The following is a 13487-nucleotide window of genomic DNA, read 5'->3' as shown; positions in this document are numbered from 1 at the left end:
GGCGCGGTCATCGTCCCCTCGTGGTGTAGCGGAAGAGGTGGGTGGCGGCCGCCTTCATGAGCTGGTCGGTGAGAAGCCCGAGCACGCCCAGAAGCAGGATGTAGCCGAAGATGGTGTTGGTCTGGAAAAACCGTTGCGCCACCACGATGCGGTAGCCCAGGCCCGAGGTCGCGGCCACAAGCTCGGCCACAACCAGCCAGGTCCACGCCCAGCCGAGGCTGATGCGCAACGTGTCCCAGATGCCCGGCATGGCGCTGGGCAGGATGATGCGGCTGATGATCTTGCGGTCCGGCAGGCCCAGCGTGCGGCCGAGGCCGATGAAGTCCTTGGGCACCCGCTTCACCACGTCCATCACCAGCAGGACCTGCTGGAAGAAGGTGCCGATCCAGATGATGAGGAACTTCTGCGCGTCCCCGGTGCCCACCCACAGGATGGAGAGCGGCACGAAGGCCACCACCGGCATGTAGCGCACGAAATCCACCAGGGGCTCGATGGCCGCTTCCCAGGTGAAATAGCTGCCCACCAGCAGCCCCAGCGGGATCGCCATCACCGAGGCGATGAGGAAGCCCACCATGATGCGGTAGATGGAAATGCCCATGTCGTTCCAGAGCGTGCCGTCGGCGGCGAGCTTGCCGAGCTGGGCGATGACGCTCATGGGCGAGGGCAGGAAGATGGGGCGCACCACACCCGCCGCCGCCGCCGCGACCCAGCAGAGCGCGATGGCGCCGAACACCAGCACCGCGATGCCGGCGAAGCGCCCACGGCTGATGGGCGCCCGCAACCCTCCGCGCCGCCGCTTGCGACGGCGCGGACCGGGCCGGATGGACGGCGGTGCGGCATTCGGGGTCGGGTTCATGGCGGAATGGGCCAATGTCGCCTCACCTGTGTTGGGGCCGCGAAGGCCGCCGTCCAGGGCCGTCACGGGACGGCCTTCACGAAGTCGACGATGATGAAGTCACCTGCCGCCACCGGCTTGTCCAACAGGCCGGCCTTCTGCGAGGCATCGGCCACGTCGCCCAGGGTCTTGGTGGCGAAGGAGCCGGGCAGGGCGTCCTTGTTCTGGGTCATGGAGTAGAACACCACGCCGTCGAAGGCGGTCTTCAGCTCGTCCACGCTGGCGCCCACCGCCTTGGCGATGATGGCGCGGCCACCGGCGACGTCGGCGTTGTAGTCCTTCAGCGCGGCGTCCCAGGCCTTGAGCAGGGCGAGCACCTGGCCGGGCTTCTTCTTCAGGGTTTCCTCACGCACAACCAGCACGTCGGAGATGAGGCCGGGATTGACGCCGGCGGTGTAGAGCAGCTTCAGCTTGGGGTCCTGCTGCATGGCGGTGGACAGATAGGGCTCATAGGTCACCGCCACTGGCACCTGACCGGCGATGAGCGCGCCACCGGCATTGGCGGCGGGCATGGGCACCTGCTCGATGTCGGCGATGGAAAGGCCGTTGGCGGCCAGCGCGTACTGCAGCAGCACGTCGGAGGTGGCGCCCTGCTCGTAGGCCACCTTCTTGCCCTTCAGGTCCTTGATGGAGGTGATGTCGGGCCCGGCGAGGATGGCATCGGCGGTGGTGGAGACGTCGAGCAGGGCGACGATCTTGATGGGCAGGCCGGCCGCCTTCATGCTCAGCGCTGCATTGGTGGGCACCGCCGCCACGTCCAGCGCGCCGCTGGCGACCGCTGCGTTGATGTCCTTCTGCTCGACGAAGTTCTCGATCTTGACGTCGGTGAGGCCCTCTTTCTTGTAGAGGCCCTTTTCCGCCGCGATGTGCAGCGGGCCATAGCCGAGCCAGGGCTGCACGCCCACGGTGAGGGCACCCGCCTCGGGCTTGGCCGGGATCTCGGCGGCGCGCGCGGGCAGCGCGGCCAAGGCAACGAACGCCGCGAAGAGGGCGCTCTTCATGATCGGGGCAGTCATCATGCGCAACGGTCCTGTGTTGAGGCTGCGCTCGGGCAGCTGGGGAAAGGATTGAGGTCAGGGGTCAGAAAGAAAATTCGCGCTGGCCCATCTGGATGGTGATCCACTTCTGCTCGGTCAGCTCTTCCCAGGACGAGCGCCCGCCTTCGCGGCCGAAGCCGGAATTCTTCACGCCGCCGAACGGCACATGGGGCTCGTCGGAGATGGTGCAGTCGTTCACGTGCACCATTCCGGATTCCAGCCGCAAAGAGAGGTCGAACGCCTTCTGCAGGTCGTTGGTGATGACGGCAGCGGACAGGCCATAGGCGGTGTCGTTGGCCACCTTCAGCGCCTCCTCGGCGTCGGCCACGCGGATGATGGAGACCACGGGGCCGAAGCTCTCCTCGTGGTAGATCCGCATGTCTGCCGTGACGCCGGAGAGCACGGTGGGCTGGAAATAGCGGCCCTCATGGGTGCCGCCGGTGAGCACCTGGGCGCCCTTTTCCCTGGCATCGGCGAGCTGGGTGTCGATGAAGGCGCACTGGCTCTCGCGGATCAGCGGGCCGATGACCGAGGTGGTGTCGCGCGGGTGGCCCACCGGAACGGTCTTCGCCTTGGCCACGAAGCGCTCCACGAAGGCGTCGAAGATGGGGGCTTCCACGATCACCTTGGAATTGGCCATGCACACCTGGCCCTGGTGCAGGAACACGCCGAAGGCGGCCGCATTCACCGCATAGTCCAGGTCCGCGTCCTTCAGCACGATGAGCGGGCTCTTGCCGCCCATTTCCAGGCAGAACTTCTTGAGATGCTTGGCCGCTTCCACCGCCAGGTGGCGGCCCGTGCGGGTGGAGCCGGTGAAGGTGACGAGCTTCACCCGCGGGTCGGCCATCATGATGTCGCCCACCTCGGCGGGCACGCCCGGCACCACGTTCAGCACGCCGGCCGGCAGGCCCGCTTCCTCGAACAGATCGGCGATGAGAGCGCCGGAAATGGGCGTCTCCTCCGAGGGCTTCAGCACGAAGGTGTTGCCGGCCGCGAGCGCGAACGCGATCTTCTTCATGGAGAGCAGGAAGGGCGAATTGAACGGCGCGATGCCCGCCACCACGCCCAGTGGCCGGCGCACCGACATGGAGATCTGTCCCGGCTGGGTGACGGGCATGGTCTCGCCCATCACATGACGCACGTCGCCGGCGGCGCTGCGCAGGCAGTCGGTGACGTAGTCGATCTCCCACAGGGCCTTGTTGAACACCGAGCCGCATTCGTCGATCAGCATGTCGCGGATCTCGGGGGTGCGCTGCTCGATCACGTCGGCGACCTTCAGCAGCATCTTCTCGCGGGTGCTGGCGAGGCTGGAGCCCCAGGCCGCGAATGCCTCGTGGGCGGCCTCGATGGCGCGCGTCACCTCGGCGGCGCCGGCCTGCTGGGTGCGGGCGAACAGGCTGCCATCGGCCGGGTTGATGCTGTCGGCCGTGATGTTGCGGCTGGAGGCGACCCACTCGCCATTGATGAACAGCTTGTAGGTGCGAACGCCGTCGATGACGTCATAGGAAGCGGGATTCATGCGCAGGCTCCGTCGCATTCCGGGGCTTTCAGGGAGGAGGATGAGGAAAGGTCGCGGGCGATGAGATCGGCTGCGCGCTCGCCGATGAGCACGCAGGGCGCCAGCGTGTTGCCGCCGGCGATGGCGGGCATGATAGAGCCATCGGCCACCCGCAGGCCGGCGATGCCGTGGACCTTCAGCGAGCCGTCCACCACGGCCATCTCGTCGCGACCCATCTTGGCGGTGCAGGTGGCGTGGAAATAGGTGCCGGCGGCATTGCGCAGGAAGGTCACCATCTCCGCCGGGTCCAGCGGGCCGGGCATCAGCTCGCGTTTCACGAACGGCTTCAGCGCTTCCGAATGGCCCATGGCGCGGCAGATCTCGATGCAGCGGATGAGGGCTGTCACATCCTCTTCCGCGCTCAGGAAATTGGCCTCGATGCGCAGCGCATCGTCCGGGCCGGCGCCGGTCAGCAGCACCTGGCCCCGGCTCTTGGGCCGCAGCAGGCCGGGCGCAAGGGTGAAGGCGTGGGCGGGGTCCACCGGCAGATTGTAAGCGGGCCGGGTGATCTCGGAGCCGAAGGCGCACTCCTCCAGCATGGGCTGGAGATCCGGCGCGGGCAAAGACGGGTCGCTTTTGCAGAAGAAAGTGAACTCGGCCGAGTTGTTTCGCGGCGGCTCGGGGGTTCGATATTCGAACACGCAGCCCGCCACCAGGATGTGATCCTGAAGATTCTGCCCCACGCCCGGCAGATGCCGGGCCAGCGGAATGCCGAATTGCTTGAGGTGCGCGGCATTGCCGATGCCGGACTGCATCAGCACCTTGGCGGTGTTGATGGCGCCCAGGGACAGCACCACCTCGTGCCGTGCCCGCACCGTGTGCACGGCCCCGCCCCGGTCGAACTCCACCGCCGTGGCGCGGCCGTTCTCGATGCTCACGCGCCGCACGCGGGCGCCGGTGACCACGGTGAGGTTCGGCTGGTGGCGGCGCGGGGCCACATAGGCCGAGGCGGTGGTGATGCGCGAGCCGTCGCGGGCGATGTTCACATTGGCGATGGCGGCGCAGCCGTCACCGGCCAGGGCCTCGGCATTGTGGTCCGCGACCTTGGGAATGCCCTGTTCCTCGGCCGCGTCCAACAGGCCGTGCACCACCGGAATGGGGTTTTCCGGCAAGGTGATGCGCATGGGGCCGTTCGTGCCGCGCAAAGGCGAGGCGGGGCCGTCCCACTCCTCGATGCGCTTGTAGATGGCGACGGCGGATTCATAGCTCCAGCCCGCATCGCCGCTCTCGGCGGCCCACAGGTCGAAATCGCTCTTGTGCCCGCGCGCCCAGACCAGGCCATTGATGGCCGACCCGCCGCCCATCACCCGGCCCATGGGCAGGGGCGCGCGGCGGCCATTGAGGCCGGTGCAGGGCTCTGAGCGGAAGTCCCAATCGCGCTCCGAGGCGATGTTGCGCATCCAGATGCGGGGGTTACGCACCTCCTCAACGTCGCCTTCACCGCCGGCTTCCAGCAGCAGGACCTTGAGGTGGAGGTCGGCTGCAAGCCGCCCCGCCACCACGCATCCGGCGGCTCCCGCGCCGCAGACCACAATATCGAAGCCTTCCTGGAAGGCCGGCGCATCAAGCATGAGTATTTCCCTGCGCGATGTCCGCGTTCGCGGAAAATCATCAGTATACCGCCGAACTATTGCATGCAGTGTGCCATCCATCCGGTCGGCGGCCAAAAGGCAGAGCCGGCAAGGGCTTGCGCAGAAATGTGAGGATGGGGGCCGGCGGCGGCGCTAAGCCGCGCGAGCTGCTCTGCTTACAAGATGCGCATAATGCGTCGCTTTTGCGTGCACGATGCGATGCCGTGGTGAAAACGGCGTCACCAGGCCGTGGCACGGCGGCGTCCGCGCAGGGGCGCGGCGGTTGGGAACGCAGGTGGGAGAGCTGGCGGGCAAGCACGCGGCACGCCGCTCTGTTGGCGGTGCGGGGGCGGCTCAAGCCATAAGCGGGCGCGCCCGAAGCCTGGCGCTCAGGGCTCGCCGAGACCGCCCACGGGCGAGCGGCTGATGTCGTTATTGGCGGCCACCAGCAGGCGCAGGGACTTGAGGAAGCGCTCGCGTTCCTCGGGCGGCAGGGCGGCGACGGTGCGTTCATGGGCGCGGGCGGCGCTGTCCTGCACCCGCTCCAGCAAGGCGCGGCCGGCTTCGGTGAGGCTCACCAGCTTCATCCTGCGGTCGCGTGGCGAGATGGTGCGGGTGATGAGGCCACGCGTTTCAAGGCGCGCCACCACATCGGCAATGTTGGTGCGGTCGAGGCCGACGGCGCGCGACAGGGCGATCTGTTCCACCGTTCCCATCTGGTCGAGGGCGGTGAGCACGGAATACTGCACGGGCGTGATGCGCTCGGCGGAGCATTCCTCGTTGAAAAGGGCCAGGTGGATCTGGTGCAGGCGCCGGATGAGGAAGCCCGGGCGCTCCTCCAGGTCCTGGATGCGCCACTCCCGCTGCGACGGGCCGCCTTTTCCGCTGCTCTTCGGGGCCTCGGCGTCTTCAGGAGAGGATTTCACCATGGGATCATCTTTTCCGCATGGACGGGAAAGGGGCGCGGCCCGCCGGCACTGCCAGGAGGATGAGTCCTGCCGTGCCGACGATGATCCACCGCTACAACGAAATGCCGCCGAGGGCCAGCGCCGCGCCCCTCGCCTGGCGCGGGGCGGCGCCGGCCAGTGGCCTACGCCACGCCGGCGGGAGCCTCCTGGGCGATGATGGTGCGGTTGCGGCCGCTGCGCTTGGCGGCATAGAGGGCGCGGTCGGCGGCATCCACAAGCTGGACGTAATCCGGGTGGCCGCCATAGGTGGCCACGCCGATGGAGGCGGTGACCTGAATGTGGCTGCCATCGGAAAGGCGCAGCTGGCGCTCGGCGAGGCGGGTGCGCACCCGCTCGGCGATGTCGAAGCCTTCCTCCACCTTGGCTTCCACCAGTGCGATCAGGAACTCCTCGCCGCCATAGCGGAAGACGAAATCGTTGAAGCGCACGGTGTCCATCACCACATCGGCCACCTGCTGCAACACCAAGTCGCCCGTGGAATGGCCCCAGCGGTCGTTGATCTGCTTGAAGTGGTCCACGTCCACCATGAGGATGGTGAACGGCGAACCGGTGGTGGCGGCGATGGAGATCTCGCGCCCGAGAATGGTGGGCAGAAAGCGCCGGTTGAGCGCGCGGGTGAGCGGGTCACGCCCGCCCTCGACCCCGGCGATGCCCTGAAACAGGTCTCCCAGCACGAACTTGATCTCATCCACCAGTGCGCGCAGCCGTGCCAGTTGCAGGCGCAGCTCCTCGCCGCCCTTGGTCCGCGCCTCATGCAGCTTGGGCAGCACGATGTTGTCGATCTGCTTCAGGTTGCCATAGATGACCTCAAGCCCCGGCGCACCCTGGAAGATGAGGCCCGCGCGGTGGTGGAACCACAGGCCGAAGGGCGATTTGCCGAGGGGCATAAGGTTGGCATTGGAGCTGGAATCGAGCAGCGGAAACAGCACCGATTGCAGCCACTCCATCAGGGCGGCATTCTGCGTTTCGCGCGTCACCGACACATCCTGCCCTACGGCGAACAGCCGGAACGCCTCGTCCACCTGGGCGCGGCGCATGGAGCCCTGCATGTAGGCCTCGCTCATGAGGCCCATGGCCCAGTCCATCCGCGCATCCACGAAGACCATGGCTGAGGCCAGGCCGGCACGGTCCAGGTCGCTTTTCACCAGAAGGTCGGCCATTTCGGCCTTCAACAGGGCCGCGCCCTTGATGACGAGGCCAAATGGCAGCTTGATGCGGGCATGCACCTCGCCGATCTTCCTCTGGGTCTCGGCCTCCGGGGCCGCGAACAGATCCAGCAGCCATTGCTTGAGGGAATGGACCAAGCGCGTTTCCACCATCTGGTGGCTCAGGAAATTGGCGCCCTCCGGATCCTCCATGAACGTCTCATAGAAGATGCCCACCAGCTTCGTCGCATGGGTGGTCATGAGCTTTTCGATGATGGCGTGCGTGTCCGAGGCGGCCTCCGGGCGCGCGTACCAGTTTGCCACCGGCCCGTTGAGATCGGAGCTCTGCATGGTGATGACCCTTATGTGGAGCGGCGGAAAACGGTGCCGGGCATCCGGAATGCCCCGCGCCACGCCGGTTCAAGTTGCGCAATATTTTCCCCTGACGATAGTTTTGCTCCATGGGGAAGCGCAAGCACCCAGCCGGAGCGCGGAAGGGGCGGCTCGTGGATCTGGTCGCGGCAAGCCGCCCGACCTCGTCCGCAGGTGCTGGGATCGGCTGGCAATGGCTGGTGGTGGCTTCACCCGCGGCCCCGCGTCGTCTTCCGCAGGCGATGTCTTTCGCGCGGCCGCGCCCCACTATGTCACCCGCAACCTTGCCCGGATGCCCCCGTTGCAGCACCATCGGAAAGGGTTGTTGTCGTGTGGGTCATGTTGAGGTGGCTTATGTTTTGAGAATATATTTTATTTGATATGGATCAAACAAATATATTGAGTGTTTCCTCGTGTGAAAGTGACCATATGCGCGCTTGTGTCTCAGGGCTCTCACGGTCCATGTGGGTGATTACTTTGCGGAAGTTAGCCAAAATTCGCGCCAAGTTTAGAGTGATTCACTCCGCCAGCGCAGGAATTCGTGGACGGCAGGGGATTGCTCCCGCAGGCGATAGATCATGTATACATCTGCCACCAAAACCGGCGTGACTGGGCGGAACACCACCTCGTCGCTGGTGAAGCGCGCGGTGGAGGATGGCACCAGGGCCACCCCGAAGCCGGCGGCGATGAGGCTGGGAATGGACTGGGAATCCACCACCTGCTGCGAAACCCGCGGCAGAAAGCCGGCTTCCACGCAGCTTCTCTGGATATAGCGCGCGAATTCCGAAGATTCAGGGTGCAGCATCACATGTTCGTCGTCGGCCAGATCCGCGAGGGCCACCACGGGCTGCGCGGCGAGCGCGTGGCCGAGGGGCAGGATCACCGAGATGCTTTCGCGCCACGCCAGGGTGCAGCCCAGCTCCGGGTGCCGGGCCACTGAGCGGTCCAGGCCGATGTCGGTGCGGTTGAAGCTGATGTCGGTGCGGTGCTCCAGCACGTCCTTCACCTGCAGGGCGGGGGCCTGCTCGTAAATCACCGTGCGCACCTGCGGCGCCTGGCGCCGGTAGTCGGCGAGCCAGCGGGCAAGGCCGCCGCGCAAAATGGTGCCGGTGGCGCCGATCTCGATCTTGCCCGAGTGGCCCGCGCCCACGGACATCACCTGCTGCTGTGCCCGTTCCGCCTGGGCCAGCAGGGCGCGCGCCTGGGCCTCCATCTCCTGGCCGGCGGCGGTCAGCTCCACGCGCCGGCTGGTGCGGGCGAACAGGCGCGTCTTCAACCCCGCCTCCAATTGGGCGATGGCCTGGGAAAGGGGCGGCTGCGACATGTTCAGGCGCTGCGCCGCGCGGGTGAAGGAGAGCTCCTCCGCCACCGCCAGGAAATAGCGCAGCTGTCTCAGATCAATATCCATGGCATATCAATCTAGTTCAATCATATATTGGACATATTCATACGCCGGAGCGACAGTCGCATCAACGCTCGGCACCGAGGGGCATTCCCCCTGGCGACACGGGCGACCTTCCAGGCTGTTTCGGGGATAAGGATGTCTTCCATGAACATGGTCATGCGCGCTGCCGCCAAATGCACGGCTCTCGCCCTTGCCGGCGCGGTCTTCGCCTCCGCCGCTCTGCCGGCCCAGGCCGATACGCTCGCCGAGATCGAGAAGGCGAAGGTGATCCGCATCGCGGTGCCGCAGGACTTCGCGCCCTTCGGCTCGGTGGGGCCGGACCTTCAGCCGCGCGGCTATGACATCGACATGGCCAATTACATCGCCAAGCAATTGGGCGTGAAGGCGCAGCTCGTTCCCGTCACCAGCGCCAACCGCATCGCCTATCTGCAGACCCACAAGGTGGATCTGGTCATCTCCAGCCTAGGCAAGAATCCCGAGCGGGAGAAGGTGATCGACTTTTCCGTGCCTTACGCCCCCTTCTTCTCGGGCGTCTATGGCCTGAACGGTGACGGCGTGACAGCGGCGGCGGGCCTCTCGGGCAAGACGGTGGGCGCCACGCGCGGCGCCATCGAGGAACAGGAGCTGACCAAGCTCGCCCCCGCTGACGCCACGGTAAAGCGCTTCGAGGACAACAACGCCACCGTTTCCGCCTTCATTTCCGGCCAGGTGGACTATATCGCAACCGGCAATACGGTGGCCGCCACGGTGGCGGAGAAGAGCCCCAGCCGCAAGCCGGAGTTGAAGTTCGTCATCAAGGACAGCCCCTGTTATGTGGGTCTGAACAAGGATGAGCCGGCGCTGCTCGCCAAGGTGAATGAGATCATCACGAAGGCGAAGGCGGATGGCACGCTGGCCAAATTCTCTGAAACCTGGCTGAAGGCGCCCTTGCCCGCCAATTTCTGAGCCCGCACCCCAGCTGATCGCCAGGGAGCGGAGCCGTGATCCAGCAACTGAACTTTGGCGATCTTCTTCCCTATTGGGATGTGTTCGCCCGGGGACTGGTGTTCACCATCGTCCTCACCCTCACCTCCACCGTGGCGGGGCTCGCGCTCGGCACGGCGGGGGCCTGGGCCCGCACCTTCGGGCCGAAATGGGCCGGCGCGGTGACGCGGGTCTATGTGGAGATCATCCGCAACACGCCGTTTATCGTGCAGCTTTTCTTCATCTTCTTCGGGCTTCCGGCCCTGGGGGTGAAGTTGTCGGAAGATGTGGCCGCCTTCATTGCCATGGTCATCAATCTCGGCGCCTATTCCACCGAGATCATCCGGGCCGGCATCGAGGCGGTGCCCAAGGGCCATCTGGAGGCAGGCGCCTCCTTGGCCATGAGCCGGTGGGAGATCTTCCGCCACATCGTGCTGAAGCCGGCGCTCATGAAGGTTTATCCAGCACTGTCCTCGCAGATCGTCATTGTGATGCTCGGTTCGGCGGTGGTGTCGCAGATCTCGGCGGAGGATCTCACTTACGCGGCCAACTATATCCAGTCGCGGAACTTCCGGGCGTTTGAGGTCTATATCGTCGCCGCCTTTCTCTATCTCCTGCTCGCCATTGGCCTGCGCGCGCTTCTGCGCGGCATCGGCCGGGCGATGTTCCCGAAAGGGTGAGGGCCATGAGCGATTTCAGCTTCTGGATCATCCTGCAAAACCTGCTGCTGGCGACGCGCTGGACCATTCTTCTGTCGCTCATCGCCTTCGTCAGCGGCGGCTTCGTGGGGCTTTTGCTGCTGCTGGCCCGTGTCTCTCACAGCAAGACGCTGCGTGTTCTGTCCATCGGCTATATCGAGCTGTTTCAGGGCACGCCGCTGCTCATGCAGCTCTTCCTGTTCTTCTTCGGCGTTGCCTTGTTCGACATCGAGGTGAGCCCCTGGGTCGCGGCCTGGCTGGCGCTCACCTTCTGGACCTCCGCTTTCCTCGCCGAGATCTGGCGCGGCTGCGTGGAATCCATCCCCAAGGGCCAGTGGGAGGCCTCTGAGAGCCTGGCGCTCACCTACTGGGAGCAGATGCGCTACGTCATCCTGCCCCAGGCGCTGAAGATTGCGGTGGCGCCCACCGTCGGCTTCTCGGTGCAGGTGGTGAAGGGCACGGCGCTCGCCTCCATCATCGGCTTCGTGGAGCTGACCAAGGCCGGCACCATGCTCAACAACGTCACCTTCCAGCCCTTCCTCGTCTACTCGCTGGTGGCGCTGATCTACTTCGCCCTTTGCTTCCCGCTGTCCTGGTATTCCAAACGTCTGGAGGGTCGCCTCAATGTCGCTCGTTAGCATCAGGGACGTGCGCAAGAGCTATGGCGCGCAAGAGGTCCTCAAGGGCGTGTCGCTGGATGTGGGGCGCGGCGACGTGGTGGCCATCATTGGCCGCTCGGGCTCGGGCAAGAGCACGCTCCTGCGCTGCATCAACGGGCTGGAGACCTATCAGGCCGGCGCCATCACGGTGGATGGCATGGCGGTGGGCGACGGCAAGACCGATCTGCGCACCCTGCGCCGCCACGTGGGCATGGTGTTCCAGCAGTTCAACCTGTTCCCCCATTTGACGGCCGGCGAAAACATCATGCTCGCCCCGACCGTGGTCGTGAAGGAGCAGAAGGGCGAGGCCCGCGCCATGGCCGAGGCGCTGCTGGAAAAAGTGGGGCTCGCCGGCAAGTTCGACTCTTATCCAAGTCAGCTCTCCGGCGGCCAGCAGCAGCGCGTGGCCATCGCACGCTCGCTGGCCATGCGCCCCACCGTACTGCTGTGTGACGAGATCACATCGGCCCTCGATCCGGAGCTGGTGAACGAGGTGCTCAAGGTGGTGGAGCAACTCGCCAGTGAGGGCATGACCCTGATCCTGGTGACCCACGAAATGCGCTTCGCGCGCGAGGTGGGCACCAAGCTGGTCTTCATGCACCAGGGCCGCGTGCACGAGGAAGGCCCGCCCAAGGCGCTGTTCGCCAATCCCGCGACGCCCGAGCTGGCCCAGTTCGTCGGGCACCAGAACTAGGCGCGAACGACCGCCGGCAGCGCGCTGCCGCTTGAGACCCAAGACATCGGCATCCGCTCCGCGCCTCACGCGGAGCGGCAAGGAGCCCTCGTGCCCCGAATGGAGAGGCAGGCCATGAACAGGGGAGGATATCGCACCATGGAGCGAGCGCATATGGCGCGGCCCGCCGAAATGGCGGCGCGCATCGTCCGCCGCATCGCGGAACTGGCCCGCATCTCGGAGCGGGACGGGGAGGTGACGCGCATCGCCTTCTCGCCCGAGCACCGCCGGGCGGCAGACCTCATCCTCGGCTGGATGCGCGAGGCCGGCATGGCCGCGCGCCTCGACGAGATCGGCAATGTGGTGGGCCGCTATGAAGGCGATGCGCCGGGCGCGCCGGCCCTCATGGTCGGCTCCCATTACGACACCGTGCGCAATGCCGGCAAATGGGACGGACCCTTGGGCGTCATCACCGGCATTGAATGCGTGGCAGCGCTGTCGGCAGTGGGCACGCGCCTGCCTTATGCCATTGAGGTGGTGGGCTTTTGTGATGAGGAAGGCGTGCGCTTTTCCTCCACCCTGCTCGGCAGCCGCGCGGTGGCGGGCACCTTCGACGAAGGCACGCTGGAGGCCAGGGACGCCCACGGCGTCTCGGTGCGCGCGGCCATGACCGCCTTCGGTCTCGATCCGGCGCGGGTGGGCCGCGCGGCGCGGCGGCGTTCGGACGTGCTCGCCTATCTCGAACTGCATATCGAGCAGGGGCCGGTGCTGGAGGCGGAGGGCCTACCGGTGGGCGTCGTCACCGCCATCAGCGGGGCCAGCCGCTTCCGGGTGGAGCTGGAGGGCATGGCGGGCCATGCCGGCACCGTGCCCATGACGCTGCGGCGCGATGCCCTGGCGGGCGCCGCCGAATGCGTGCTGGCGGTGGAGGAGCTGGCGCGCGCGGGGCTCGGCGTGGTGGGCACCGTAGGTCAGATGGAGGCGCTGCCCGGCGCCACCAATGTCATTCCCGGCCGCGCCGTCTTCACCATCGACATCCGCGCCGCCGACGATGCCCAGCGCCGCGAGACGGTGTCCGACGTGGTGGATGCCATTGACGAGATCGCCGCCCGCCGGGGCCTGAAGGCGCGCATCATCAAGACCCATGACAACGGCACCGCCCAGTGCGCCCCCTGGCTGCGGGCCCAGCTCGCCGAGGCGATCCGAGGGGCCGGCCACCGGGTGCTGGAGCTGCCCAGCGGGGCGGGGCATGACGGCATGGCCATGATCGACCTTACCGACATCGCCATGATTTTCGTGCGCTGCCGGGGCGGCATCAGCCACCATCCGGCCGAGCATGTGGATGAAGAGGATGTGGCCGCCGGCGCCGATGTTCTGCTCTCGGCGCTGGCGCATTTCGTGCCGCGATGAACGAAGCCCGGCCGCGTTTCCGCCGCCGGGCTCCAACTCTCACAACGCAGGGCGGGGCGGCTTACACCATCGGCCCCGGTCTTCGACCGTCGCCAGGTGGGTCACGCTCAAGCGCTGCGCGGGCGTAACCAAA

At 66.4% G+C, this 13487-nt stretch carries 12 protein-coding genes; 5 read left to right on the top strand and 7 right to left on the bottom strand.

Annotation, left to right across the window (positions count from 1 at the left end; genetic code table 11):
* Nucleotides 1-7 precede the first annotated feature (7 nt).
* From L0966_RS08535 to L0966_RS08505, 7 genes are all read right to left on the bottom strand, one after another.
* Complete coding sequence (locus L0966_RS08535; protein WP_370640687.1) at nt 8-856, bottom strand: ABC transporter permease; 849 nt, start codon at nt 854-856, stop codon at nt 8-10.
* Nucleotides 857-918: 62 nt separating this feature from the next.
* Nucleotides 919-1914, bottom strand: a complete 996-nt coding sequence (locus L0966_RS08530; protein ID WP_234051467.1) for an ABC transporter substrate-binding protein — start codon at nt 1912-1914, stop codon at nt 919-921.
* 61 nt (nt 1915-1975) lie between these two features.
* Nucleotides 1976-3451: an aldehyde dehydrogenase family protein gene (locus tag L0966_RS08525; RefSeq protein WP_234051466.1), complete on the bottom strand. Its 1476-nt coding sequence runs from the start codon at nt 3449-3451 to the stop codon at nt 1976-1978.
* Nucleotides 3448-5061: a GMC family oxidoreductase gene (locus L0966_RS08520; protein ID WP_234051465.1), complete on the bottom strand. Its 1614-nt coding sequence runs from the start codon at nt 5059-5061 to the stop codon at nt 3448-3450. The genes L0966_RS08525 and L0966_RS08520 overlap by 4 nt, the downstream gene beginning before the upstream one ends.
* Nucleotides 5062-5450: 389 nt before the next feature.
* On the bottom strand, nt 5451-5990 hold the full coding sequence (locus L0966_RS08515) for a MarR family winged helix-turn-helix transcriptional regulator (RefSeq protein WP_234051464.1): 540 nt from the start codon (nt 5988-5990) through the stop codon (nt 5451-5453).
* A 161-nt stretch (nt 5991-6151) separates the two neighbouring features.
* Nucleotides 6152-7525, bottom strand: coding sequence for a diguanylate cyclase (locus L0966_RS08510; RefSeq protein ID WP_234051463.1), 1374 nt, complete (start codon nt 7523-7525; stop codon nt 6152-6154).
* A gap of 529 nt (nt 7526-8054) precedes the next feature.
* The gene (locus L0966_RS08505) at nt 8055-8954 is read right to left on the bottom strand and encodes a LysR substrate-binding domain-containing protein (protein ID WP_234051462.1); all 900 of its coding nucleotides are present in this window, start codon (nt 8952-8954) and stop codon (nt 8055-8057) included.
* 147 nt (nt 8955-9101) lie between these two features.
* Here L0966_RS08505 and L0966_RS08500 point away from each other — a divergent pair, with 147 nt between their 5' ends.
* From L0966_RS08500 to L0966_RS08480, 5 genes are all read left to right on the top strand, one after another.
* Nucleotides 9102-9896: a transporter substrate-binding domain-containing protein gene (locus tag L0966_RS08500; protein ID WP_370640685.1), complete on the top strand. Its 795-nt coding sequence runs from the start codon at nt 9102-9104 to the stop codon at nt 9894-9896.
* Between the two features lie 35 nt (nt 9897-9931).
* Nucleotides 9932-10594 (top strand): amino acid ABC transporter permease, encoded by a 663-nt coding sequence (locus L0966_RS08495; RefSeq protein WP_234051461.1) that lies wholly within the window; start codon nt 9932-9934, stop codon nt 10592-10594.
* A 5-nt stretch (nt 10595-10599) separates the two neighbouring features.
* Nucleotides 10600-11250: an amino acid ABC transporter permease gene (locus L0966_RS08490; RefSeq protein WP_234051460.1), complete on the top strand. Its 651-nt coding sequence runs from the start codon at nt 10600-10602 to the stop codon at nt 11248-11250.
* On the top strand, nt 11237-11965 hold the full coding sequence (locus L0966_RS08485) for an amino acid ABC transporter ATP-binding protein (RefSeq protein ID WP_234051459.1): 729 nt from the start codon (nt 11237-11239) through the stop codon (nt 11963-11965). The genes L0966_RS08490 and L0966_RS08485 overlap by 14 nt, the downstream gene beginning before the upstream one ends.
* 138 nt (nt 11966-12103) lie before the next feature.
* The gene (locus L0966_RS08480; protein ID WP_234051458.1) at nt 12104-13354 is read left to right on the top strand and encodes an allantoate amidohydrolase; all 1251 of its coding nucleotides are present in this window, start codon (nt 12104-12106) and stop codon (nt 13352-13354) included.
* Nucleotides 13355-13487: the final 133 nt, after the last annotated feature.

It is taken from the genome of Xanthobacter sp. NM-59 (assembly GCF_021401125.1).
In the GTDB taxonomy this organism is placed as follows: domain Bacteria; phylum Pseudomonadota; class Alphaproteobacteria; order Rhizobiales; family Xanthobacteraceae; genus Xanthobacter.
This window is presented reverse-complemented; position numbering and strand designations above follow the sequence as displayed.